Here is a 26023-nt window from a genome sequence, read left to right on the forward strand (position 1 = left end):
GTTTTATGATGAAGGGAGTTGACCGTTAAGCCGGGTTCTGTCGTGGACAGTCATTCATCTAGGCCAGCAATCACTCACTGGCTCAAGCAGCCTACCCGGGTTCAGTACGGGCCGTACCATGTGAACCCCTATTTGGCCTTGCTCCGGGTGGAGTTTACCGTGCCACGAACTGTTGCCAGTCGCGCGGTGCGCTCTTACCGCACCCTTTCACCCTTACCTGATCCCACTTGCGTGGGCCATCGGCGGTTTGCTCTCTGTTGCACTAGTCGTAGGCTTGCGCCTCCCAGGCGTTACCTGGCACCCTGCCCTATGGAGCCCGGACTTTCCTCCCCTCCACCTGTCTCCCCCGAAAGGGACGGCAGTGAAGCGGCGACTGTCTGGTCAACTCCGGCGCGGATGATAGGGCAAATTACCCTACTTGTCATCCCCCGATTCACCGCTATCGCCTTCTTGCTCCAGCCCGTAGCGGTAAAGCGCGTTTTTCTTCACGCCGTGAATTTCAGCCGCCAGCGCAGCCGCTTTCTTCAGCGGCAGCTCAGCACGCAATAGTGCCAGCGTGCGCAACGCTTCTGCTGACAGCGCGCTGTCATCAATCTGATGCCCTTCTACAATCAGCACCATTTCCCCTTTGCGGCGGTTCTCATCTTCTTTCACCCAGGCCAACAGTTCGCCCACAGGCGCGCCGTGGATAGATTCCCAGGTTTTGGTGATTTCGCGCGCTAACACTACGTAGCGCTCGGCTCCCAGCACTTCGCTGATATCCTGAAGGCTGTCCAAAAGACGATGTGTGGATTCGTAGAAAATCAGCGTGCGGGTTTCTTCCCCGAGCTCACGCAGCTTATCCTTACGCCCTTTGGTTTTAGCGGGCAGAAAACCTTCATAGCAAAAACGGTCAGACGCCAGACCAGACGCGGACAGCGCCGTGATCGCCGCGCACGCGCCCGGCAGTGGCACCACGCGGACGCCTGCTTCGCGGCAGCGTCGAACCAAATGGTAGCCGGGGTCGTTAATCAGCGGCGTGCCCGCATCGGAAACCAGCGCGATGCTTTGTCCTGACTGCAATTTAGCCAGCAACACATCCGCTTTTTGTTGTTCGTTGTGATCGTGTAATGCGAACAGTCGCGCATTAATCGCAAAATGTTGTAACAGCAGACCGGTATGGCGGGTATCCTCTGCGGCGATCAGATCAACGCTCGCCAATACCGCCAGCGCACGCTGCGTGATGTCGCCCAGATTGCCGATTGGCGTGGGGACAATGTAGAGGGTAGATGCAGAAATGTCTGCTTGTTGGTCTTGATTCATTGTTTCATCCGGGTTGCCGATTTAATATTGAGCATCTTTAAAAAAAATCACTGGATACAGTATGCTTCCCTTTCATTTCGTCCGTACCCAGGCAGGGCGTGTTATCCCTGTTTTGCTAGCGGCACTGTTTCTCGCTGGCTGTCCAAGCCATGCACCGCAGAGCCCGCCACCCGAGGTTCAGGGCAAAGCTGACGCATCATCCGATTATTATCTGCAGCAGATGCAGCAAAGTAGCGATAATAACAAGGCTGACTGGCAATTACTTGCTATTCGTTCCCTGCTACAGGAAGGGAAAGCCCCTCAGGCAAGCCAGCAGTTCAACGCACTGCCAGAAAAATTGAGTGCGGCGCAAAAACAAGAACAGCAGTTACTCAGTGCGGAACTGTCCGTCGCCCAAAACAATATGGATGCGGCCAAAGCGGCGCTGAGCCAGCTTGATGTGGGCGCACTTTCCGATCAGCAGAAACAGCGTTACTACCAAACGCAAATCAAAACAGCACAAGGGCATCCTTCCATTGAGCTGCTGCGGGCCTATATCGCCCAAGAGCCGCTGCTGAAAGGCGACGAGCATCAGATGAATCTCGATCAGACCTGGCTGGCATTGACGCAAATGCCGCCACAGGAGTCGAGCTCGCTGCTGATTAATGCGAATGAAAATGTGCTGCAAGGCTGGGTCGATCTGCTTAATAACTATCAGGATAACCGGACTTCTCCCGATCAGTTAAAGAGCGCGATTCAGGATTGGCAAACCCGCTATCCGCACCATCCTGCTGCAAAAACGCTGCCTACGCAGTTGAATCAGGTCATTAACTACCAGCAGTCATCGGTGAACAGCATCGCATTGCTGTTGCCACTCAATGGTCAGGCGCAGGTTTTCGCCAATGCTATCCAGCAAGGCTTTAACGCGGCAAAGAACGGTCAGATAGCCACTGTAGCCGTCTCTGCCCCTGTAGCACCTTCAGCGGATGCCACGCAAACCGAACAGGCCACCCCATCGCCAGAGGGTCAGAGTACCCAATCGCCCGCACCGTACAGCGATCAGGCGGTAGCCTCCCCGACGCCTGCACCGGAAGCACAGGCGACCAGCGCAGGGCTGTCCAGTTCGCTCCCGGTCAAAGTGTATGACACGTCTTCACAACCGCTGGCGAATATTCTCACTCAGGCCCAGCAGGATGGCGCATCGCTGGTCATCGGCCCGCTGCTGAAAAATGAAGTGGATCAGTTGGCGAACAGCCAGTCACCGCTGAATATTTTGGCGTTGAACCAGCCGGAACACGTCGAAAATAGCCCTAACATCTGCTATTTCGCCCTCTCTCCAGAAGATGAAGCCCGAGACGCGGCAAAATTTATCCATCAGCAGGGTAAACAACAGCCGCTGGTCTTAGCCCCTCGCGGTGCTCTGGGCGACCGTATCATTAACGCCTTCGCTCAGGCCTGGAACCAGCAGAGCGGTACCAGCTCACTGCAACAGCGCTTTGGCAACACGGCGGAGTTAAAACAGGCCATCAATAGTGGCGCGGGCTTAAGCCTGAGCGGTCAGCCTGTTAACGTGTCGCAGCAGCAGGCACCATCGGGCACCACCATCGGCGGCTTAACCATTCCCTCTCAGGTTCAGCCTACGTCCACTTCGTCCGTCAGTGGCAACATTGATGCGGTCTATATCATCGCAACGCCAGATGAGCTGGCGCTGATTAAGCCAATGATCGACATGCGCACCACGTCACGTGCACGTCCGGCGCTCTACGCCAGCTCACGTAGCTTCCAGGCTGGATTAGGGCCAGACTTCCGCCTCGAAATGGAAGGGTTGCAGTTCAGCGATATCCCGCTGTTAGCCGGCGCTAACCCAGCGCTGATGCAGCAGGTCAGCAGCCAGTTTAAAAACGATTACTCGTTAGTCCGTCTGTATGCCATGGGGATGGATGCCTGGACTCTCGCCAGCCACTTTGGTGAAATGCGCCAGATTCCGGGTCACCAGATTCCTGGCGCAACGGGGATGTTAAGCGCAGGGCCGGATTGCACCATCAATCGGCAGTTAACCTGGCAGCAATATCGTCAGGGCCAACTGGTACCCGTTCTCTGAATCAGCGAGCGGCTGGCGCAGTTTACGAACAACAGGCCCGGCGTTATCTTGAACGTGCGGGCCTGACCTTCACCGCCGCGAATGTTACGCTGCGCGGCGGTGAACTGGATTTGATCATGCGAGATCGCCATATTTGGGTATTTGTCGAGGTTCGCTATCGACGCAACGCCCATTTTGGTGATGCCGCAGCCAGCGTCACCCGACGCAAACAGCAGCGGTTGTTGCATGCCGCCGCCGTGTGGTTGGCACAGCGAGGTGCCAGCTTTGACACAGTGGATTGCCGTTTTGACGTGCTGGCAATTACAGGCGAACAGTTCGACTGGCTCCCTAACGCCTTTGCCGCACAGGGCTAACATTTTTATACCCTAAATAATTCGAGTTTCAGGCAGGCGGCAAGAGAAGGAATCCCGATGAGCTTACTCAGGTAAGTGATTCGGGTGACTAAACGTAGCCAACGTACATGCAACTCGAAGTATGACGGATATACCACTCTGGGATATCTTATCCTTGATGGACTTCAATTTACGTAGGTTAATTCAACGTGCTGGATAGAATAAAAGTTTGTTTTACCGAGAGTATTCAAACGCAGATTGCAGCGGCAGAAGCCTTGCCAGACGCCATTTCCCGCGGCGCGATTGCGATGGTGCAGTCTCTGCTAAACGGCAACAAAATTCTGTGCTGTGGTAACGGAACATCAGCAGCCAATTCGCAGCATTTTGCCGCCAGCATGATTAACCGCTTTGAAGCAGAGCGCCCAAGCTTACCGGCTATCGCACTTAATGCGGATAATGTGGTCTTAACTGCGATAGCCAATGACCGTTTGCATGAAGAGGTCTATGCCAAACAAGTCAGAGCGTTAGGTCAGGCTGGCGACGTACTACTGGCAATTTCAACCCGTGGCAACAGTCGCGATATTGTTAAAGCCGTAGAGTCTGCCGTTACCCGCGACATGACGATTGTCGCCCTGACCGGCTACGATGGTGGAGAACTGGCTGGGCTGCTCGGGCCGCAGGATGTGGAGATTCGCATCCCGTCACACCGCAGTGCTCGTATTCAGGAAATGCACATGCTGACAGTAAATTGCCTGTGCGATTTAATTGATAACACACTTTTTCCACACCAGAACGATTGAAGGAGCACTACATGAGGATAAGTTCTGCATTTGCCGTGCTGTCTATCGCCCTGCTGCTACAAGGCTGTGTCGGGGTTGTTGCTGTTGGCAGTGCTGTGGCAACCAAAACGGCCACTGACCCGCGTACCGTAGGCACGCAGGTTGACGATGGCACACTGGAAGTCCGCGTGACGAATGCAATCAGCAAAGACGAGCAGTTGAAAAAAGAGGCCCGTATCATTGCAACGGCTTATCAGGGGAAAGTATTGTTAACAGGACAGGCACCGAGCACAGAAATGGCAAGCCGGGCTAAGCAAATCGCCCTCGGCGTGGACGGGGCAGCCGAAGTCTACAACGAGATCCGCCAAGGCACGCCGGTTTCAATGGGAACCGCCTCCATGGATACCTGGATCACCACCAAAGTGCGCTCACAGATCCTGGCAAGCGACACGGTTAAATCCTCTAACGTCAAAGTCACAACGGAAAACGGTGAAGTCTTCCTGTTGGGTCTGGTGACACAGCGTGAAGGCACCTCCGCCGCAGAAATCGCCAGTAAAGTTGGCAGCGTGAAACACGTCACGACGGCCTTCACCTACCTGCAATAACGCGATTTTTTCTTTAAAAAACAAAAACCGCTGATGACTCCATCAGCGGTTTTTTTATCTCTGCGCTTTTTATCCCAGTTCAGGGACACGTATCTTTGCCCGATGAGATCGGGGCCCAAGAAAATTATGGCATAGCGGGGTTAAGCAACCAGAGTGCACGGCGGGTTTCAACGCTGATGTGGCTCGGTTCTTTATCACGCGCGCCAGCCTCACCGGTAAGCAATTCCGCAAAACCCGCCTGCTTGATTTGCGCCTGGTAACGTGGCGTTTTCAAGCCACGTTCTGCCTGCAATAACAGCGGGATAAGACGGCTGCTTTGCCTGTCCATCGTTTTGCGCGGCCACGCTTTATTTTCATCCAGATACGGTGCCATAAAATCCAGCGCCTTTATCACACTGCTTCCCGTTGGCGTTTGGTACTGCCAGATATTCTCCCCGACCCAGGAAGCCAGCATAGCCATATCTGTTATCGCCTGAAGGTTGAAGTAGCTGTAATGGAAGGAACGGGTACGCGCCAGTTCTTCAGGCTGGGCACCATCTGGTTGCAGTTGGTGATCCAATTTCTCTCGCTGCAATTGCGCCATGGATTTCACCACGTCGATTTTCCCCAGATACCAGGCGATCCCCGCAACCTGTACGGTATACCAGCTACCGTGGTTGTTCTGGGCCGTTGCCTCTTTTTTCCCCAGTTTGCTGGTTTGCAGCCAGTGCAGATAATCGCTCATCCATGTCTGCATCTGCTGTTCATCCTGCGCCGTCCAGCCCGGAGCGTGACGCAGCATAATCAGCGAGTCGACGATGCGGGTGGAAAAATAGCGCCCGTCCAGCACGCCCGAGCCTCTGCCCGGCGCGATGCCCGGCACACCCTGCGCAAAGTCGAGATTAGGGTTCATGCGCGTAGCGGGGTCAATAAACCAGGTACGGATCATCGACATGGCCTTATCGGAATAAGCCTGTTTGCCAGAGAAGTACCACGCCAGCGTCAACGCCTGCGTTTGAGCGGTGAATTTTGCCAGCCTAACCCCATCGGTCTCCTCATCCTTGCTGGCAGGGTTTACCTGCCCATCACGACGAATCCAAGGAAAACCATCAGCTTTGTCGGGATCGGGCCACCAGTAGGCGCTGAGGCTCAAATAATCATGCTTTGAACCACTGGGTGGCGTGGATTTCTTTTCCATCACGCTAGGGTTACCCATTTTCAGTGCGCGATCGGCTTCCGAAATAAGCTGCTCGTACGCCATTCTCGTCTGCGGCTTTTCCGTTTTCTGCTGTAGCTGCTGTTTCACCGAGGATAACTGAGGCTGCTGCAAGAAGGCGTAGGGATTATCGGGGGATGACGTTTTAGACTCCGTGTCCGCACGGGCAACAGAAGCCACACAACACAATGCAACCAGTAAACCTGACCAATAACGTAACCGCATACTTTCTCCTGATGTCGAAAACACGACCGTTAACGCGAAAATTTCTCGGTATAGTAAGCCTGTCCCAGTAGGCGTTATTGGTGCAGCCAGTTTGGACACGGACAGCGCGCAGACAACATGCAGCGCATGTTGAACGGACGCTAGTCCGGCCCATCGGGCGAGCATAGCGAGTAAACCGCAGCGTACACGTAGTACGTGAGGATTTCGAGCACTGCCCAGGTTCAAAATGGCAAATGAAATAGCCCTAATGGGATAGGCTATAACGAACAAAGCGAATTAATTCAGATTGTTATCTCGCAAAAATGCTTCACCGCCCATCTGCCTCATCTGGCGCAAAATCCACTGCTGGCGTTGAATAACATAGCCAGAGGGCGCATTCGCACGAAAGCGAATGGGGTTTGGCAGCACCGCCGCCAGTAGGGCTGATTCACTTGCTGTCAGCCTGCTGGCAGGCTTGCTGAAATAACGTCTGGCGGCCGCTTCCACGCCAAAAATCCCGGGGCCAAATTCAGCGATATTCAGATACACAGTAAGAATCCGCCGTTTCGTCCAGACCAGCTCAACCCCGGTGGTAATACCCGCCTCAAGCCCCTTGCGCACCCAGCTACGTCCATCCCACAGAAACAGATTTTTCACCATCTGCTGCGACAGCGTAGACGCACCGCGAATCCGCTGCGTATTGCGCTCGTTGTGCTTCAGTGCCTGGCCAATCGCATCAAGATCGAAGCCCCAGTGCTGAGGGAATTTTTGGTCTTCCGCCGCCATCACCGCTAGCGCCATTTCCGGTGCAATCGCCTCCATTGCAACCCAGTCCGAATGGGCAACGTAGGAGAATTCACCCTTCAACCATGCGCTGATCTGCCTGTCGACCATCACCGCTGAGAACGGTACGGGCAGGAAGGAAAACAACACAATGCCTGCCAACCACGCACCAATGACAACCAGCACACTCCGAACAATCAGGCGCTTCAGCCACGTGAGTAAGCCTCCGCGCCCTTGGTTCCACCTCATTCGGTGAGATCCAATACGCGGGCAACGAGTTTATCAATGCCTTTTGCCGCTTCGCTGATGGAGTTAGCCAGCATATAGGCGGGTGTCGTCACGATTTTATGTTCCTCATCAACCACGATATCATCAACCGGACAAACAACGTGGATACCGCCCATCTCCTCAACGGCCTCAGCGGTATCAATATCGTTACCAATGGTTACGCGAACAGGTACACCCAAAATCGTCGGCAGCAGCGCAGGTGCGATGCAAATAAAACCAATTGGTTTATTTTGCTTATAAATTTCCTGTGTGAGCAATTGCAGTGTTTCATCAATCTGACACGCCGTTCCTTGCGTTGCGAAGTCACTTAAATTTTTCGCAGTGCCAAAACCACCCGGCACAATCAGTGCATCTAAGTCTTGTGCATTCGCGGTAGAAAGCGGCTGGATTTTTCCTCTGGCGATCCGTGCTGATTCTGCTAAAACGTTGCGATTCTCATCAGTTACGTCACCCGTCAGGTGGTTAACCACCTGTAATTGCGGCTTATCTGGCGCAAAGCAAACCGCTTGTGCGCCCGCGCGATCCAGCGCAAGTAACGTCAATACGGCTTCATGAATCTCGGAACCGTCATAAACACCACAGCCACTAAGGACAATGCCGACTCGTTTCATCATCTTTTCCCTCATTTCATTACATCAACTAATTGATTTTTTAATTGACAAACACTAATCTACATCACACATTTTAATGATTCTTGTAACAAAGATTTCTACATTTGCTATTTTGTTGCTTGATAAAGATGTACAGTAGTTAGGCTGTAAGTTAAGACACGAATATCCGCACTTGCGAGTTTACAAACCCTGAGATCTAAATGCAGGTGCATGTTTTCCCTGGTGTTGGCGCATAATTCGCGCACCCCGACTTCGGTCGGGGTCATTTTTTTCTGCCATATGAAAACGTGCAAAGCTCTCCCGCATTCCCGTCCCTCTTCAATCGTAACCACCACTTAATCTGACGTCTCTCTGCATTTTTTGTATGATATCGTGTGATGCGAAAAATTTTTTCTAACCGTTTTACTCACCACATCCTTGTGGCCAAGACGGACAATCAGCGCAACAGACCGTATCAGGGTTCTTCCTCTGCTTTTACTACCCAATCACGTAATACTTGAACATCATGGCGCCAGTCGTGCTTAAGCTCATCGACCCACTCCTGTACATTATCCCACCATGCTGGTAGCGATGAAGTCTGAATCTGCTGGGCAACTTGTTGCAGATGCCGTAACCCGACGGAGCCCGCTGCCCCTTTAATTTTGTGCCCTTCTTCCGTAATGCCTTTCTGGTCACGTGCCGTCATGTTGGAATCCAGAATCGCCAGATAGCCCGGCATCATCTGTTCAAACATATCCAGATTCTGGTGGATCAATTTCGGCCCCACCAAATCCAGATACTGTTCCAGCATCGGGATATCCAGCAGATCGTCTTCTACATTTGCCATTTCATCACCTTCTTCAACCATCGGTTCTTCCGTCCACACCGTGTGGGTATCCCAGAATTGTTTGATGACGGCCGTCAGCGCAGGCACCGACAACGGTTTGCTCAGCACGTCATCCATACCCGCATCCAGATATTCGCGTTTATCCTTCAGCACGTTCGCCGTCAGCGCCACCAGCGGCGGTAGGCTACGGTTGCCATAGCGCGAGCGTAGCTGACGCGCCACGTCCAACCCAGTCATATCCGGCAATTGGATATCGAGCAACACCAGATCGAACTCATCGGGATCGAACATGTCCAGCGCGTCCTGCCCAGTCATCGCGACGTCCACGCTGTTACCCAGTTTTTCCAGCACTGAACGCGCGACGACCACGTTCAGTTCAATATCCTCTACCAACAGAACGTGCAACGCTGGTAGCGGTAAATCATCATCGTCTTCCATACCGCTTCCCGCTTCATCGGCGCTCGGCGCAATAACCGTCAGCGTGAAGCAGGAGCCCTTACCTTGTGTGCTGGCAACGTGGATATCGCCGCCCATGTTCTGTGCCAGACGTTTCGAGACAGCCAAACCGATTCCCGTACCTGTTGCTGGCTTCCCTCCGTGCTGGTCTTTGACCTGATAATACATGGCGAAGATTTTTTCCAATTCATCTGCCGGGATGCCCATACCAGAATCTTCCACTTCAAAGCGCAGACGATCGCCCTTTTCATGCCAGACGCGCACCACAATTTCGCCTTTTTTGCCGTTCTCACCTTTCGGCGTGAATTTCACCGCGTTACTCAACAGGTTCCACAGAATCTGCCGCAGGCGCGTTCCATCGGTAATCACCTTCTGCGGCAGAGGCTGGTGCTGGTCCATAATCAGCTTCAGGCCTTTCGGTTCCGCCAGCAGGCCGCCGAGGTTCTCCAGATCCACCAGGAAACCGATGAAATCGATCGGCTGGTTGTCCAGTTGCACCTTACGGCGCTCCTGTTTGTCCATCTCAATCACGTCGTTAAAAATATTGCCCAGTGTAATCGCGCTGACGTGGATGGTTTTCAGGTATTTTTGCTGCTCAGGGTCAAGTTGCGTATCCAGCAGGATGCGACTTAACCCGACAATGCCATTAAGCGGCGTACGAAGCTCGTGGCTGATTGTTGAGATAAAAGTGGTCTTCTCCCTGCTGGCGTTCTCTAACGCGTCCTGGTAACGCTTACGCTCCGTTATATCGCGTCCAAATCCCATCAGCCCGTGACGTTTGCCCATTCGGTCATAAAACGGCACTTTGCGCAGCTCAAAACAGGCTTTACGGCCATCGGGATAAACCAGCCATTGTTCATACGTCAGAGAAACGTTGTGGCGGAACACTTTTTCATCCGTCTCCATCACTTTCTCGGCAATATCGGGGGCGTAAACATCTTGCGGCGTCAGGCCAATGAGCTGCTTCTGGCTTTTGCCCACCAGCAGCTCCATCGCGCGGTTGCAGCCGGAGAACTCTTTTTCTTCGTTACGGTAGTAAACCAGATCCGGCGAGGCATCGAGGAACGAGCGCAGTAACGCCGACTGTTGCTCTAGCTCAATCTGCGCCTGTTCACGGCGGGACATCTCGTCTTTCAGTCGGCTCATCACCAGCACGCGGGCGTCTTCCGCTTTGATACGATCGGCGATTTCCTGATTGAGCTGCGCGATGTTTTCCTGAAGCTGCACATTCAGCTCCAGATCCCGATGACGCATTTCCTCCAGTTTTGCCACCAGCTTCGACAGCCGCTGGCGCGACTCTTCAAGCTGTTCCACTACCACGGAGAGAAAATAAACGGCCCAGGGCGTAATCAACAGCCCGAAGAAAATGGAACGGACGACGTCGATGTTTTCGACTTCCCCACTGAGCAACAGGGTGACCGCCATTTGCACCACCATCGCCAGCAGCACCAATACCGAGGCCAGCAGCAGTGAAAAACGGACAAGCCCCAATTTTACCATCAAATCAACATAGTACTGAGCTAACAGACGAATTTGCTTCATAGCGATTTCCCTTAGTCACCAACCCGCGCATCATAACGTAAAATAGCGGCTTATACGGCGCTACCCCGTAGATTCACAACACGAAATATCAACCTCTACTGCTCGTGTCTTTTGACGCATTACATACTAGCGTAGCGGTAGGGTGTGCCGAGCGCGGAACCCTGTACGCCATGCGTTTGCAGATAGCGATCCAGCTCGACCATTCCCGTCCAGCGGTTTTCACACCAGAGCGGGGCCAGCAGGGTCGGACGGCGGGCGCTGGCAGAAATGCGGTGATAAATCACATCCGGCGGCGTATGGCGAATCATCTCTCCCGCCGTCTCCACGTAGCGATCCAGCGCCAGCTCAGGCAGCCTTCCGGCTCGCCAGGCCTTCGCCATCGTGCTGCCTTCAACGATATGGAGAGGATGAAGCTTGATGCCTTCCACGCCGGTCTCGATAACCTGCTCCAGCGTCGATAAACAGCGCCGTGCGTCTTCTCCTGGTAAACCCACAATCAGATGGCTACACACTTTCAGCCCGCGCTCACGCGCACGGCGGGTGGTTTCCTGATAGCAGGCGAAGTCATGGCCGCGATTAATTCGGTGCAGCGTTTTGTCACATGCGCTTTGCAGCCCCAGTTCCAGCCAGACCTCGTAACCCTGTTCGTGATAGCGGGACAGCAAATCCAGCACCGCATCGGGCACGCAGTCGGGGCGAGTGCCCACACAAAGCCCCACCATTTCGGCCTGCTTCAGCGCTTCTTGATACATGCTTTCCAGAACCTGAACCTCGGCATAGGTGCTGGTATACGCCTGAAAATACGCCAGATAGCGTTTGGCTCGGTTCACCTTTCCCGCCTGCGCTTCCAACTGCTGTGCAATGCTGCGTTGCTGCATCTGCTCATCGGCAAACGAGGCCACATTGCAGAACGTGCAGCCGCCTCGCCCCAGCGTCCCGTCACGGTTTGGGCAATTAAATCCGCCGTGCAGCGTCAGCTTGTGAACCTTCTCGCCATAGCGACGTTGAAGATTTCCGCCAAACATATTGATTAATTTTTGCAATTGCATATTCTAACCTGCTCCCTTGAGGAACAGCAGACTACCTTTCTCTCGCTCCCTTCGCGATGACCGCGATCAATCACACACATCCCAATGAAATGAATTTTTATTCGCTTTTAGTGAAAATAAACTCACATCGGTGCTAATTAATTTTTCTTATCCCGTATGCTCGCTTAATGAAAAGATGAAGCAACACTTAAAAATAGTTTCATAAAATCTAAAAGTAGCCATATACAGCACAATATGCTGTGACGCAGAAAGAACATAGCACGGAGAAGGGTTCTCACGCTTTTGTATAGTGATACAGCTCACACTTCAATTAAACTCCATATTCATTTACCGAGATAGTTTTTCTAAAAAAATCATTATCTTTCATAGATATAATTAAAAATTATCGCTTATCAGCACATTTTACACTGGTATTTGACCTGAACAGGCTTTCTCGCTAATTTGGGGATCCGCTGGAAGCTTTCCTGACGGGCACACGACTCGTCATATTTATGCAGTAAATGAAGACTCCCTCTAAAAACAAGTCATTTACCACTTGTGAGACCGTCACGAGAGGCCGAAGAAGAGAGCGTAATACTAGCCGCTCAACGCCACGGTGCTTTCTCGCAGTAGGTTGTGAGAGTCACACAGAGCCTGGGGAGGTTCACTAACATGTTGTACGATGCATCCCAAGAGAGAGATAACTGTGGTTTCGGATTAATCGCCCATATAGAAGGTGAGCCGAGCCATAAAGTAGTGCGTACTGCCATTCACGCACTCGCACGCATGCAGCACCGTGGCGCAATCCTTGCTGACGGCAAGACTGGCGACGGCTGCGGTTTATTACTTCAGAAGCCCGATCGTTTCTTTCGTCTGGTGGCGGAAGAGCACGGCTGGCGTTTAGCCAAAAACTACGCCGTTGGCATGATGTTTCTCAATCAAGACGAAGAGCTGGCTCGCGCCACACGTCGGATTGTAGAAGAAGAGTTACAGAACGAAACGCTGTCCGTACTGGGCTGGCGTGAAGTTCCGACCAACCCGGATGTACTAGGGGAAATTGCCCTGTCATCCATGCCGCGTATTGAGCAAATTTTCGTTAACGCCCCGGCTGGCTGGCGTCAACGTGATATGGAACGTCGCCTGTTCATGGCGCGTCGCCGTATCGAAAAACGTATCGAAGACAAAGAGTTCTACGTTTGTAGCTTCTCCAATCTGGTCACGATCTATAAAGGTCTGTGCATGCCGGCGGATCTACCACGCTTCTATCTCGATCTGGCCGATCTACGTCTGGAGTCGGCAATTTGCCTGTTCCACCAGCGCTTCTCAACCAACACGGTTCCACGCTGGCCGCTGGCTCAGCCGTTCCGCTATCTGGCGCACAACGGCGAGATCAACACCATCGCGGGTAACCGCCAATGGGCACGTGCGCGTGCTTATAAATTCAAAACCCCGCTGATCCCGGATTTGCAGGACGCCGCACCGTTCGTCAACGAAACTGGCTCCGATTCCAGCTCGCTGGATAACATGCTGGAACTGTTCCTGAGCGGCGGCATGGATATCATCCGTGCGATGCGCCTGCTGGTTCCACCAGCTTGGCAGAACAACCCAGATATGGATCCTGAACTGCGTTCGTTCTTCGACTTTAACTCCATGCATATGGAACCGTGGGATGGCCCAGCGGGTATCGTCATGTCCGATGGGCGCTATGCTGCCTGTAACCTGGATCGTAACGGCCTGCGCCCTGCGCGCTACGTCATCACCAAAGACAAGCTGATCACCTGCGCCTCTGAAGTCGGTATCTGGGATTATCAACCGGACGAAGTGGTTGAGAAAGGCCGCGTTGGCCCTGGCGAACTGATGGTGATCGACACCCGCAGCGGCCGCATCCTGCACTCTGCCGAAACCGATGACGATCTGAAAAGCCGCCACCCTTACAAAGAGTGGATGGAGAAAAACGTTAAGCGTCTGGTACCGTTTGAAGAGTTGCCAGACGATCAGGTCGGCAGTCGTGAATTCAACGATGAGCTACTGGAAACCTACCAAAAACAGTACGGCTACAGCAGCGAAGAGCTGGATCAGATCATTCGCGTGCTGGGTGAAAACGGTCAGGAAGCCACCGGTTCGATGGGTGACGACACGCCGTTCGCCGTGCTGTCCAGCCGTCCACGCATTATTTATGACTACTTCCGTCAGCAGTTCGCGCAGGTGACCAACCCGCCGATCGATCCGCTGCGCGAAGCGCATGTGATGTCTCTGGCGACCAGCATTGGCCGTGAAATGAACGTCTTCTGTGAAGCGGAAGGCCAGGCTCACCGCCTGAGCTTTAAATCGCCGATCCTGCTTTACTCCGACTTCACACAGCTGACCTCACAAGATGAGCTGCACTATCGTGCCGTCACGCTGGATCTGACGTTTGATCAGTCACAGCAAACGCTGCAACAGACCATCGAGAAACTGTGTGACGAAGCAGAAAGCAAAGTCAGAGACGGTGCCGTTCTGCTGGTGCTGTCTGACCGTGGCATTAGCGAATCACGCTTGCCAGTCCCTGCGCCGATGGCCGTGGGCGCGGTTCAGCGCCGTCTGGTCGAAAAGAGCCTGCGCTGTGATGCCAACATCATTGTTGAAACCGCCAGTGCGCGCGATCCGCACCACTTTGCCGTGCTGTTAGGCTTTGGTGCAACGGCTATCTATCCTTACCTCGCCTACGAAACGTTGGCGCGGATGGTCGATAACCACACCATCGACAAACCTTATCGTGCCGTGATGCTGAACTACCGTAACGGCATCAATAAAGGCCTGTACAAGATTATGTCCAAAATGGGCATCTCGACGATTGCGTCTTATCGCTGTTCCAAGCTGTTTGAAGCCGTGGGCCTGCATAAAGATGTCTCGACGCAATGCTTCCTGGGCGTCGTCAGCCGCATCGGCGGGGCAAACTACAGCGACTTCGAACAGGATCTGCTGAACCTGTCCAAGCGTGCCTGGTTGAAACGTAAAACGTTGGAACAGGGCGGCCTGTTGAAATTTGTTCACGGCGGTGAATACCATGCCTACAACCCGGATGTTGTCACTACGCTGCAAACCGCAGTGAAATCCGGTGAGTACAGCGATTACGAGCAATACGCCAAACTGGTTAACGAGCGCCCAGCTGCGACCTTACGCGACCTGCTGGCACTGAAACCGCAAGAAGGCGCGGCTATCGCGATCGACAACGTTGAACCGGCCTCTGAAATGTTCAAACGCTTCGATACCGCAGCCATGTCCATCGGTGCACTCAGCCCCGAAGCCCATGAATCGCTGGCTGAGGCGATGAACGGACTGGGCGGTTTCTCTAACTCCGGTGAAGGCGGCGAAGATCCAGCGCGTTACGGCACCAATAAAGTGTCCCGTATCAAGCAGGTTGCCTCTGGCCGCTTTGGTGTGACACCAGCCTATCTGGTTAACGCCGATGTGATTCAGATTAAAGTGGCACAGGGCGCGAAGCCGGGCGAAGGGGGTCAGTTACCGGGTGATAAAGTCACGCCGTACATTGCCCGTCTGCGTTATTCCGTACCTGGCGTGACGCTGATTTCACCACCGCCGCACCACGACATTTACTCTATCGAAGATCTGGCACAGCTGATTTTCGATCTGAAACAAGTCAACCCGAAAGCGATGATTTCGGTAAAACTGGTGTCCGAACCGGGCGTTGGTACTATCGCTACGGGCGTTGCCAAAGCGTACGCCGATTTGATCACCATCGCCGGTTACGACGGTGGTACGGGTGCCAGCCCGCTGTCCTCCGTGAAATACGCAGGTTGCCCGTGGGAACTGGGCCTGGTTGAAACGCAACAGGCTCTGGTATCCAACGGTCTGCGCCACAAAATCCGCCTTCAGGTGGACGGTGGCTTGAAAACCGGTCTGGATATCGTCAAAGCGGCGATTCTGGGTGCAGAAAGCTTCGGCTTCGGCACCGGACCGATGGTTGCGCTGGGCTGTAAATACCTGCGTATCTGTCACCTGAATAACTGTGCAACGGGCGTTGCAACGCAGGATGAGAAGCTGCGCCGCGATCACTACCACGGCCTGCCTGAACGTGTAACCAACTACTTCCACTTCATCGCGCATGAAACTCGCGTGCTGATGGCAGAACTGGGCGTCAGCCGTCTGGTGGACCTGATTGGTCGTACCGACTTGCTGGTCGAACTGGACGGTTTCACTGCGAAACAGAACAAGCTGGATCTGTCACCGTTGCTGCACGCGGCACAGCCTCAACCAGGCAAAGCGCTGTACTGCACTGAAAGCAATCTGTCGTTCGATAAAGGCTTGCTGAACAAAGAGCTGCTGGCACAAGCACAGCCGCACCTTGATTCGAAACAGGGCAAAGCGCTCTACTTCGATATCCGTAACACCGATCGCTCCGTCGGCGCGACGCTGTCTGGCGCAATTGCAGAGAAACATGGCGATCAAGGGCTGGCTGGCGATCCGATTAGAGCTTACTTCTCCGGTACCGCAGGACAGAGCTTTGGTGTCTGGAACGCAGGCGGACTGGAGCTGAAATTAACCGGCGATGCCAACGACTACGTGGGCAAAGGCATGGCGGGCGGCAGCATCTCCGTACGTCCTCCGGTGGGTTCAGCCTTCCGCAGCCACGAAGCCAGCATCATCGGTAACACCTGCCTCTACGGCGCTACCGGCGGTAAGCTGTTTGCCGCAGGCCGTGCTGGTGAACGTTTCGCCGTACGTAACTCCGGCTGTATCACCGTGGTAGAAGGCATCGGTGATAACGGCTGTGAATACATGACGGGCGGTATCGTCTGCGTGCTGGGTCGCACTGGCGTGAACTTTGGCGCAGGGATGACCGGTGGATTCGCCTACGTGCTGGATGAAGACGGTGAATTCCGCAAACGCGTTAACCCGGAACTGGTGGAAGTGCTGGATGTCGAAGAACTGGCTATTCATGAAGAACATCTTCGTGGCCTGATCACCGAGCACGTGCAGAATACCGGTTCACACCGCGGAGAAGAGATCCTCGCTAACTGGCCGACCTGGGCACCGAAATTTGCTCTGGTGAAACCGAAGTCAAGTGATGTGAAGGCATTGTTGGGTCACCGTAGTCGTTCCGCAGCCGAGCTGCGGGTTCAGGCGCAGTAAGAGGTCATCATGAGTCAGAATGTTTACCAGTTTATCGACTTACAGCGCGTTGATCCGCCCAAGAAACCGCTGAAGATTCGTAAAATTGAATTTGTTGAGATCTACGAGCCGTTCTCAGAAAGCCAGTCCAAAGCGCAGGCAGATCGCTGCCTGGCGTGCGGCAACCCTTACTGTGAGTGGAAATGTCCGGTACATAACTACATCCCGAACTGGCTGAAGCTGGCGAACGAAGGCCGCATTATCGAAGCGGCTGAGTTATCGCACCAGACCAACAGCCTGCCGGAAGTCTGCGGTCGTGTATGCCCGCAAGACCGTCTGTGTGAAGGGTCTTGTACGCTGAATGATGAATTCGGCGCGGTCACCATCGGCAACATCGAACGCTATATCAATGATAAAGCGATAGAGATGGGCTGGAAGCCAAGCGTTGCCAACGTCAAACCGACTGGCAAACGCGTCGCCATCATTGGTGCGGGCCCGGCAGGACTGGCGTGTGCCGACGTGCTGGCACGCAGTGGCGTACAAGCTGTCGTCTTCGATCGTCATCCTGAGATCGGTGGCCTGCTGACCTTCGGTATCCCTTCTTTCAAGCTGGAAAAAGAAGTGATGGTGAAACGTCGTGAGATCTTCACCGAGATGGGCATCGAATTCCGTCTGAATATCGAAGTCGGCAAAGACGTGCAGATGAAAGCGCTGCTGGACGAGTACGATGCGGTATTCCTCGGCGTCGGCACCTATCAGTCTATGCGTGGCGGATTGGACAATGAAGATGCTCAGGGCGTCTACGATGCTCTGCCGTTCCTGATTGCCAACACCAAGCAGCTGATGGGCTTTGAAGCCGCCGTTGACGAGCCTTACATCAGCATGCAGGGTAAACGCGTTGTCGTGCTGGGCGGTGGTGACACCGCGATGGACTGCGTGCGTACCTCGATTCGTCAAGGCGCAACGCACGTTACCTGTGCCTATCGTCGTGATGAAGAGAACATGCCGGGCTCCAAGCGCGAAGTGAAAAACGCGCGTGAAGAAGGCGTCGAGTTCAAATTCAACCTGCAACCGTTAAGCGTCGAGATCAATGGCGCGGGCAAAGTGTGTGGCGTGAAAATGGCGCGTACGGCACTGGGCGCACCGGATGCCAACGGGCGTCGTCGTCCTGAAATCGTAGAAGGTTCCGAGCACGTACTGGAAGCCGATGCGGTCATCATGGCGTTTGGCTTCCGTCCGCACAAAATGGCGTGGCTGGCAGAACATGACGTCAAGCTGGACGATCAAGGTCGCATTGTCGCACCAGAAAGTTGCGATAACGCATTCCAGACCAGCAACCCGAAAATTTTTGCGGGTGGCGATGCAGTACGCGGTTCCGATCTGGTGGTTACGGCTATCGCAGAAGGTCGTAAGGCCGCTGACGGCATCATGAACTATCTGGAAGTGTAGAAACACATCCCATCTCTTGAGGGCAGCGCTGGCTGCCCTTTTCTTTTTTCGTCGTGATCTGAAATTTCGGTTAGCGGCCGATAGTAATCAGCTCTATATTCCCCCCTGCGGAATATCACACCAGACAATCTAATAAAAACTTCATCTTTCCACTGGGTTCTAAAGAACCTTTCGTAATAAACCCTGCAATATCACGTTAAAGACCTACACTTACCTCCGGCATTAATTTGTCTTTATTGAGATTGGATTTCATTAAGGAGGAAATATGACAGTCGAAGTGGCTCTTGTAACAGGAGCCGGTCAAGGTATTGGCCGCGCTATTGCTCTCAGACTGGCGGCAGACGGTTTTGCCGTCGCCATCGTGGACTATAACCAAGAAACCGCGCGCAGTGTGGCGCAGGAAATCGAAAAATCCGGTGGGCAGGCCATCGCACTACAGGCTGACGTCGCGGATCGTGAGGCCGTTTTCGCTGCTGTCGCCGCAACCAAAGAGCGCTTTGGTGACTTTAACGTCATCGTCAATAACGCCGGTATTGCCCCTTCAACTCTGATTGAAGACATCACGCCAGACGTTGTCGATCGCGTTTATAACATCAACGTCAAAGGTGTTATCTGGGGGATTCAGGCTGCGCTCGATGCCTTCAAATCCCTGGGTCACGGCGGCAAAATTATCAACGCCTGTTCGCAGGCTGGGCATGTGGGCAACCCCGAACTCGCCGTCTACAGCTCAAGTAAATTCGCGGTTCGTGGGTTAACACAAACTGCCGCACGCGATTTAGCGCCGCTGGGTATCACGGTCAATGGCTACTGTCCGGGTATCGTAAAAACGCCAATGTGGGATGAAATTGATCGGAAGATCTCTGAATCCGCAGGAAAACCACGTGGCTATGCGACGGAAGAATTCGCCAAACGCATCACGCTGGGCCGTCTGTCCGAACCAGAAGATGTCGCCGCCTGCGTGTCCTATCTAGCCAGCCATGACTCCGACTATATGACAGGACAGTCGTTATTGATTGATGGAGGAATGGTGTTCAGTTAACCGCATATTTGGCTAACGATACGAAATAAGAAAGGGCACCGCAGTGGTGCCCTTGGAAACAAATTACTTCACGACCCGTAGCGATGGTCTGCCACCTTTAGGCGGCTGCGGTGGTTCATCATCAGAACCAGAGCCATCGTCAGGTGCTTCAGAATCAGGTGAGCTATCGACAATCGACACAACCGTCCCTGAAGAGGGTGCACCTTCCTGAAAATCTTCATATTCACCTGCGGATTCGTAAGCAGGTTCGGACTCAAACATCGTTCCAGCCCCGTTCTCACGTGCATAGATCGCCATTACGGCTGCCATCGGCACATAAACTTGGCGCGGCACGCCGCCAAAACGGGCATTGAAACGAACGCTGTCATCAGCTAACTCAAGGCCGCCAACAGCACGCGGTGCGATATTCAGCACGATCTGGCCGTCACGGGCGAACTCCATCGGCACCATAACATCCGGCAGAGTGATGTCTACCACCAGATGAGGCGTTAATTGGTTATCCAACAACCAATCATAAAAAGCCCGTAATAAATACGGACGACGCGGAGACAGTTGAGACAACGCCATACGGTTTAACCTCGGGTTTGCAAACGCATTTCACGTTCCACTTCCGTCAGGGAAGCTAGGAACGCATCACGCTCAAAGACGCGAGTCATGTAGCCTTTCAGTTCTTTTGCACCCGAACCACTCAGTTCAATGCCTAACTGCGGCAAACGCCACAGCAGCGGAGCCAGATAGCAATCCACCAGACTGAACTCTTCACTCATGAAATAAGGCGCTTCATTGAACACCGGAGCAATGGCCAGCAGCTCTTCACGTAATTGCTTACGCGCCGCATCTGCTTCCTGAGTGCTGCCGTGCGTAATTTTTTTCAGCAAAGAATACCAATCGCTCTCAATGCGATGCATCATCAGGCGGCTGTTACCGCGCGCAACCGGGTAGACGGGCATTAACGGCGGATGAGGAAAACGTTCATCCAGATACTCCATGATGATACGTGATTCATAGAGCGTCAGTTCGCGATCGACCAAAGTTGGTACGGAACCGTAAGGATTGAGGTCAATAAGATCCTGAGGCAGATTATCCATGTCTACCTGCTCAATCTCGACACTCACACCTTTTTCCGCCAGTACAATGCGGACCTGATGGCTAAAAATGTCGGATTGACCAGAAAACAGCGTCATTACCGAACGTTTGTTGGCAGCGACAGCCATGAAAACCTCCAAGTTTATCGAGAAAATACGGCGAATACCGTGCAGTGAGTCATCTGCAAACCGCTATTCGAAATTTTGCTCGCCAATGTGTAAACATCACCTGAAAAAACGTCGTTTTAAACAACGACTACAGCTGGCACAAGGGCATAAAATCGGCTAACAGCTTATCAGATTTTGTTCGTTTTGTGGGGATATAAGCGCAACTTCATCGCTAACATACGGAAAGCAAAGCGTATATTTCGAGGAAATTTATTTTTAGGCATAAAAAACCCGGTGACCAGCACCGGGTTTTTCGCATTGATTTCGTGGCAAACAGCCAGAAATTAACGCTTGGAGAACTGAGGACGACGACGTGCTTTACGCAGGCCGACTTTCTTACGTTCAACCTGACGAGCATCACGAGTAACAAAACCTGCTTTACGCAGTTCGCCACGCAGAGACTCATCATACTCCATCAGAGCACGGGTGATACCGTGACGGATCGCACCAGCCTGACCAGAGATACCACCACCTTTAACAGTGATGTACAGATCAAATTTACCAACCATGTCGACCAGTTCAAGCGGCTGACGAACTACCATGCGGGCAGTTTCGCGACCGAAGTACTGTTCCAGACTACGCTGGTTGATAACGATGTTACCGTTGCCCGGTTTGATGAACACGCGAGCGGCGGAGCTTTTGCGGCGACCAGTGCCGTAGTATTGATTTTCAGCCATTGCCTATAATCCCGATTAAATGTCCAGAACTTGCGGTTGCTGTGCCGCGTGATTGTGCTCGGTGCCCGCATAAACTTTCAGTTTACGGAACATAGCACGACCCAACGGGCCCTTCGGCAGCATGCCTTTAACCGCGATTTCAATCACACGCTCAGGACGGCGGGCAATCATCTCTTCAAAGGTCGCTTGTTTAATACCACCGATGTGACCGGTGTGATGATAATAAATCTTGTCAGTACGCTTGTTGCCAGTTACAGCAACTTTGTCAGCGTTCAGAACGATGATGTAATCACCCGTATCAACGTGCGGGGTATATTCCGCTTTATGCTTGCCGCGCAGACGACGAGCCAGTTCAGTAGCGAGACGGCCTAAAGTTTTACCGTTCGCATCAACAACGTACCAGTCACGTTTTACGGTCTCTGGTTTAGCTGTAAAAGTTTTCATTAAAAGCTTACCCAATAATTAGTTACACGTTGGTGAACACCCGAACGCTCGAAAACAGTTGAGGCTCACACGACCATCAAGTCCAGCAAACCTACCCCTTCGAATAGCCATTGCCGGCACTATAAAGTTTTTGGGAAAAAAACTTTGTTGTAACGTGGGGTCGCAAGATTATAGAGAAGTCATTCTTAAAAATCGACCCTTTTTCACTCGAAAATGACGAAAAGCCATCGTCTGCGTTACGCCAAATGGGGTTGACGCAAGTACTCTTCGCTTTGCATTTCCTGCAAACGGGATAAACAACGCTGATATTCAAATTTCAGGTGTTCTCCCTGATAGATTTCAAACATCGATGCCTGCGCAGAAATAATCAATTTGATACGGCGATCGTAGCACTCGTCCACCAGCGCCAGAAAACGGCGGGCGGTGTTCTCTTCCTTCGTTTCCATCACCGTCACATTGTGCAACAGCATTGTGTGGTAGAGGCGCGACAGTGCGATGTAATCATTCTGGCTACGTGCTTCAGTACACAGCGTGTGGAAATCGACCGCCAATACGCCGTCGCTCACGCCAAATGTCGATAACGGACGGTGATTGATCTCCAGCACCGGCCCTGGCGTCTGCCACTGCTTCCCAGTCAGACGGGTAAACATCTGCTGCATCGCAGCATCCGTCTCTTCATTCAGCGGCGAGAGATAAAGGTGTGCCTGTGTCAGCGTGCGCAGACGATAATCGATACCTGCATCGACATTCCGTACTTCACAATGCTGCTTAATCAGCTCAATCGCAGGAAGGAAACGCGCGCGTTGTAATCCATTACGGTAAAGATCATCCGGCGGAATATTCGACGTCGCCACCAACGCAATGCCGCGAGCAAACAGCGCACGCAACAGTTCAGCCAGCAGCATCGCATCAGTAATATCAGAGACAAAAAACTCATCGAAGCACAGCACATCAGTTTCAGCTTTGAAGCCGTCGGCCACTTTCTCCAGCGGATTTTCCTGCCCCTGAAACTGGTTCAGCTCTTCATGTACACGCAGCATAAAGCGATGGAAATGCAGGCGCATCTTACGTTCGGCGGGCAGGCTGTGGAAAAACATATCCATCAGCCAGGTTTTACCACGTCCAACGCCGCCCCACATATACAACCCTTGAACCGGCGCAGATTCACGTTTATTACGCCGCCCCAGCCAGCTACGCCATTTCCCCACGCGGCCGGATGCCCCAGCCTCGTCATCAGCAGCACGTTCGCATAGCGCCCGATGTATCGCTTCCAGACACACAACGGTTTTCCGCTGCACCTCGTCTGGTTGATACTCACCAGCGGAAAGTGCCTGTTGGTAAAGCGCCAAGGGTGTCGTTTGCTGCGGTGTTGTCTGTGGAGTAGCCATCGCAATCCCTGAGAAAAAAGTTAGTCGTGTTTTGCTGTATGTTGCCGTCGATTTAAGCCGTAATCGTCGCAGTTAACAACCTTGATGTTTGCGGTGGGTCAACATTCCTCTCAGTCATCGAGCATCAGGATTCCACTCAGGCAAGGTTAACGGTTATAGTGACTATTATTAAGTGAAAAACCCTACGGGACAACGACGTCAAAATAGGAGCTATTATGACTTGGGAGTATGCGCTGATAGGTTTAGTTGTCGGTATTATTATTGGTGCTGTAGCCATGCGCTTTGGTAACCGTAAGCTGCGGCAACAGCAGGTATTGCAAAATGAGCTGGAGAAAAGCAAAACTGAACTGGAAGACTATCGTCAGGAATTGGTCGGACACTTCGCCCGCAGTGCGGAGCTGTTGGATAACATGGCAGATGACTATCGTCAGCTTTATCAGCACATGGCGAAAAGCTCCAATAATCTGTTACCTCACGTTCCCGGTCAGGATAATCCGTTTAAATACCGTCTGACCGAGTCAGAAGCAGATAACGATCAGGCACCGGTAAACATGCCACCGCGCGATTATTCCGATAGCGCGTCCGGTTTGCTACGGGGCGAACGCCCGATTCGCAAATAATATCAGCTAATTATATCCTAAATAATTCGAGTTGCATGACAAAACGTTAGCGTTTTGAACAACGCTCTGCGTTGACCCTTTAGGGCAAGGCTCATTTATGGCCTTGTAATGCGGCAAGAAAGGGACAAATTTGTCGGGAGCGAATTTGACCAGCCAGCGGCTGGCCTTCGGTGAGAGACAGGACGTTTCTCATTCCATCCCGATGAGCTTACCCAAGTCAGTGATTCGGGTGAGTGACAACTCTGCCGGAGGCAGGTTTGAACGCTGCTTGCAGCGGCCCCAAAAGGGCGAGGTCCACGCGAGTGAGCTGAGTAGTGCAGCCAGCTTGAAGTATGACGGGTATAACGTGGGGCTTTCTGGCCTCACGCTTTCCTTCCCTTGTTCTACGTTTATTAAGATTCGCGCCGCAGGCTATCACCGCTAGGTAACTCACTGTATAAAAGCGATAGTTACAATCTGCTGACGAAACAGCAGTGAACTTTACACATTGATCGCCAGTCTGACTCTTCACCGTTTCTTTAAGTTTATATATCATCGTTTTATTCATCCGCAGGCCGTGAGAGAGTTCATAACAATGAAAAAAACATCATTCTTATTTAGTGCATTGGCAATGAGTATAGGTTTGACCCTGTCCACGCTTCCCGTAGCAAATGCTGCGCTGCCTGCCGTGGTTCAAGGGCAACAGACGCCAAGTCTGGCCCCGATGCTGGAGAAAGTCTTGCCAGCCGTCGTCAGCGTGCATGTTGAAGGTACACAGGTACAGCGTCAGCGCGTACCGGAAGAATTCAAATTCTTCTTTGGTCCTAACTTCCCGACGGACAAACAAAATTCTCGCCCGTTTGAGGGATTGGGCTCTGGCGTCATTATTGATGCTGCAAAAGGTTACGTGCTCACCAACAATCACGTGATCAATAACGCCGACAAGATCCGCGTTCAACTTAATGATGGACGTGAATATGAGGCGAAATTGATTGGGCGTGATGAGCAGACCGATATCGCCCTGCTACAGCTGAATGACGCCAAGAATTTGGTCTCTGTAAAAATGGCCGATTCCGATCAACTGCGCGTCGGTGACTTCGCCGTTGCCGTGGGTAACCCATTCGGTCTCGGTCAGACTGCAACGTCCGGCATTATCTCTGCGCTGGGACGTAGCGGCCTGAATCTTGAAGGGTTAGAAAATTTCATCCAGACCGATGCTTCCATCAACCGCGGTAACTCCGGCGGTGCACTGGTGAACCTCAACGGTGAGCTGATCGGTATCAACACGGCGATCCTGGCTCCGGGCGGCGGAAACATCGGTATCGGCTTCGCTATCCCCAGCAACATGGCCCAGAATCTGGCGCAGCAGTTGGTTGAATTTGGCGAAGTGAAACGCGGACTGCTGGGTATTAAAGGCAGCGAGATGACGTCTGAGATGGCGAAAGCCTTCAATGTTGACGCACAGCGCGGTGCCTTCGTCAGCGAAGTCTTACCGAAGTCTGCCGCATCCAAAGCCGGTATCAAGGCAGGCGACGTATTGACAACGCTGGATGGTAAACCGATCAGCAGCTTTGCAGAACTGCGGGCCAAAGTCGGCACCACCGCACCGGGCAAGACCGTGAAAATCGGTCTGCTGCGTGATGGCAAACCGCAGGAAGTGTCCGTCGTGTTGGATAACAGCTCATCGGCATCAACTAGCGCCGAAACGCTCTCGCCGTCATTGCAGGGTGCTTCTCTGACCAATGGCCAATTGAAAGACGGCAGCAAAGGTGTGCAAATTGATAACGTCGCTAAGGACACACCTGCCGCGCAGGTTGGTCTGCAAAAAGGCGATATCATCATCGGCGTAAACCGCGAGCGTATTGAAAACATCACGCAACTGCGCAAACTGCTGGAAGCAAAACCTTCTGTTCTGGCACTGAATATCGTCAGGGGCGAAGAAACGATCTATCTGCTGCTACGTTAATCGCTTGTCGTCTTTTACGACAGAGTAACCGGTCAGAAAATAACTGATGTTAAAAAATCGGACAC

Annotated in this window: 20 protein-coding genes and 1 other RNA gene; 9 read left to right on the forward strand and 12 right to left on the reverse strand. The window is 52.8% G+C overall.

The features are described 5' to 3' along the window. Positions 1-10 precede the first annotated feature (10 nt). Positions 11-389: RNase P RNA component class A (gene rnpB, locus K7X24_RS16860), an RNA gene on the reverse strand. Positions 390-414: 25 nt separating this feature from the next. After that, complete coding sequence (rsmI, locus tag K7X24_RS16865; protein WP_039493033.1) at positions 415-1302, reverse strand: 16S rRNA (cytidine(1402)-2'-O)-methyltransferase; 888 nt, start codon at positions 1300-1302, stop codon at positions 415-417. A 61-nt stretch (positions 1303-1363) separates the two neighbouring features. Between rsmI and K7X24_RS16870 the strand changes: the two genes are divergently transcribed. The 4 genes from K7X24_RS16870 (at position 1364) to dolP (ending at position 5098) form a co-directional block, all read left to right on the forward strand. Continuing rightward, positions 1364-3382, forward strand: a complete 2019-nt coding sequence (locus K7X24_RS16870; protein ID WP_224556037.1) for a penicillin-binding protein activator — start codon at positions 1364-1366, stop codon at positions 3380-3382. After that, on the forward strand, positions 3379-3735 hold the full coding sequence (locus K7X24_RS16875; protein WP_039279491.1) for a YraN family protein: 357 nt from the start codon (positions 3379-3381) through the stop codon (positions 3733-3735). Before K7X24_RS16870 ends, K7X24_RS16875 begins: the two co-directional genes overlap by 4 nt. 188 nt (positions 3736-3923) lie before the next feature. After that, complete coding sequence (gene diaA, locus K7X24_RS16880; RefSeq protein ID WP_005975525.1) at positions 3924-4514, forward strand: DnaA initiator-associating protein DiaA; 591 nt, start codon at positions 3924-3926, stop codon at positions 4512-4514. 11 nt (positions 4515-4525) lie between these two features. Next, a complete protein-coding gene (gene dolP / locus K7X24_RS16885) occupies positions 4526-5098 on the forward strand; it encodes a division/outer membrane stress-associated lipid-binding lipoprotein (protein WP_103861636.1) in 573 nt (190 codons plus the stop codon). A gap of 124 nt (positions 5099-5222) precedes the next feature. Here the strand turns inward: dolP and K7X24_RS16890 are convergent, their stop codons facing one another. The 5 genes from K7X24_RS16890 to K7X24_RS16910 all read right to left on the reverse strand — a co-directional run bounded on the left by K7X24_RS16890 (position 5223) and on the right by K7X24_RS16910 (position 12052). Beyond that, positions 5223-6518, reverse strand: coding sequence for an alginate lyase family protein (locus tag K7X24_RS16890; protein WP_224556038.1), 1296 nt, complete (start codon positions 6516-6518; stop codon positions 5223-5225). A 276-nt stretch (positions 6519-6794) separates the two neighbouring features. Beyond that, positions 6795-7529: a monofunctional biosynthetic peptidoglycan transglycosylase gene (mtgA, locus tag K7X24_RS16895; protein ID WP_224556039.1), complete on the reverse strand. Its 735-nt coding sequence runs from the start codon at positions 7527-7529 to the stop codon at positions 6795-6797. Next, positions 7526-8179, reverse strand: a complete 654-nt coding sequence (elbB, locus tag K7X24_RS16900) for an isoprenoid biosynthesis glyoxalase ElbB (RefSeq protein WP_224556144.1) — start codon at positions 8177-8179, stop codon at positions 7526-7528. Before elbB ends, mtgA begins: the two co-directional genes overlap by 4 nt. Before the next feature lie 454 nt (positions 8180-8633). After that, positions 8634-11003 carry an aerobic respiration two-component sensor histidine kinase ArcB gene (gene arcB / locus K7X24_RS16905; protein WP_224556040.1) on the reverse strand — a complete coding sequence of 790 codons (2370 nt, stop codon included), beginning with the start codon at positions 11001-11003 and terminating at the stop codon, positions 8634-8636. 119 nt (positions 11004-11122) lie between these two features. Beyond that, positions 11123-12052: a TIGR01212 family radical SAM protein gene (locus K7X24_RS16910; RefSeq protein ID WP_224556048.1), complete on the reverse strand. Its 930-nt coding sequence runs from the start codon at positions 12050-12052 to the stop codon at positions 11123-11125. Positions 12053-12703: 651 nt separating this feature from the next. Here K7X24_RS16910 and gltB point away from each other — a divergent pair. The 3 genes from gltB (at position 12704) to K7X24_RS16925 (ending at position 19631) form a co-directional block, all read left to right on the forward strand. After that, on the forward strand, positions 12704-17164 hold the full coding sequence (gene gltB, locus K7X24_RS16915) for a glutamate synthase large subunit (protein WP_224556057.1): 4461 nt from the start codon (positions 12704-12706) through the stop codon (positions 17162-17164). Between the two features lie 9 nt (positions 17165-17173). Next, positions 17174-18592 carry a glutamate synthase small subunit gene (locus tag K7X24_RS16920; protein WP_103861643.1) on the forward strand — a complete coding sequence of 473 codons (1419 nt, stop codon included), beginning with the start codon at positions 17174-17176 and terminating at the stop codon, positions 18590-18592. Positions 18593-18857: 265 nt separating this feature from the next. Then, positions 18858-19631, forward strand: a complete 774-nt coding sequence (locus tag K7X24_RS16925) for a (S)-acetoin forming diacetyl reductase (RefSeq protein ID WP_224556059.1) — start codon at positions 18858-18860, stop codon at positions 19629-19631. 63 nt (positions 19632-19694) lie between these two features. On the opposite strand, the gene sspB is transcribed toward K7X24_RS16925, so the two are convergent. The 5 genes from sspB to zapE form a co-directional block, all read right to left on the reverse strand. Then, positions 19695-20198, reverse strand: coding sequence for a ClpXP protease specificity-enhancing factor (gene sspB, locus K7X24_RS16930; RefSeq protein WP_224556061.1), 504 nt, complete (start codon positions 20196-20198; stop codon positions 19695-19697). A 5-nt stretch (positions 20199-20203) separates the two neighbouring features. Next, positions 20204-20845 (reverse strand): stringent starvation protein SspA, encoded by a 642-nt coding sequence (gene sspA, locus K7X24_RS16935; protein WP_224556066.1) that lies wholly within the window; start codon positions 20843-20845, stop codon positions 20204-20206. A gap of 323 nt (positions 20846-21168) precedes the next feature. Beyond that, positions 21169-21561 (reverse strand): 30S ribosomal protein S9, encoded by a 393-nt coding sequence (gene rpsI, locus K7X24_RS16940; RefSeq protein ID WP_005975490.1) that lies wholly within the window; start codon positions 21559-21561, stop codon positions 21169-21171. A gap of 15 nt (positions 21562-21576) precedes the next feature. Further along, positions 21577-22005, reverse strand: a complete 429-nt coding sequence (rplM, locus tag K7X24_RS16945; protein WP_005975488.1) for a 50S ribosomal protein L13 — start codon at positions 22003-22005, stop codon at positions 21577-21579. A 236-nt stretch (positions 22006-22241) separates the two neighbouring features. After that, positions 22242-23393, reverse strand: coding sequence for a cell division protein ZapE (gene zapE / locus K7X24_RS16950; RefSeq protein WP_224556067.1), 1152 nt, complete (start codon positions 23391-23393; stop codon positions 22242-22244). A gap of 215 nt (positions 23394-23608) precedes the next feature. On the opposite strand from zapE, the gene zapG reads away from it, so the two are divergent. Both zapG and degQ read left to right on the forward strand, forming a co-directional pair. Then, a complete protein-coding gene (zapG, locus tag K7X24_RS16955; protein ID WP_224556069.1) occupies positions 23609-24013 on the forward strand; it encodes a Z-ring associated protein ZapG in 405 nt (134 codons plus the stop codon). 574 nt (positions 24014-24587) lie between these two features. Continuing rightward, the gene (degQ, locus tag K7X24_RS16960; protein ID WP_224556070.1) at positions 24588-25958 is read left to right on the forward strand and encodes a serine endoprotease DegQ; all 1371 of its coding nucleotides are present in this window, start codon (positions 24588-24590) and stop codon (positions 25956-25958) included. Positions 25959-26023 lie beyond the last annotated feature (65 nt).

The organism is Pectobacterium versatile (assembly GCF_020166435.1).
In the GTDB taxonomy this organism is placed as follows: domain Bacteria; phylum Pseudomonadota; class Gammaproteobacteria; order Enterobacterales; family Enterobacteriaceae; genus Pectobacterium; species Pectobacterium versatile.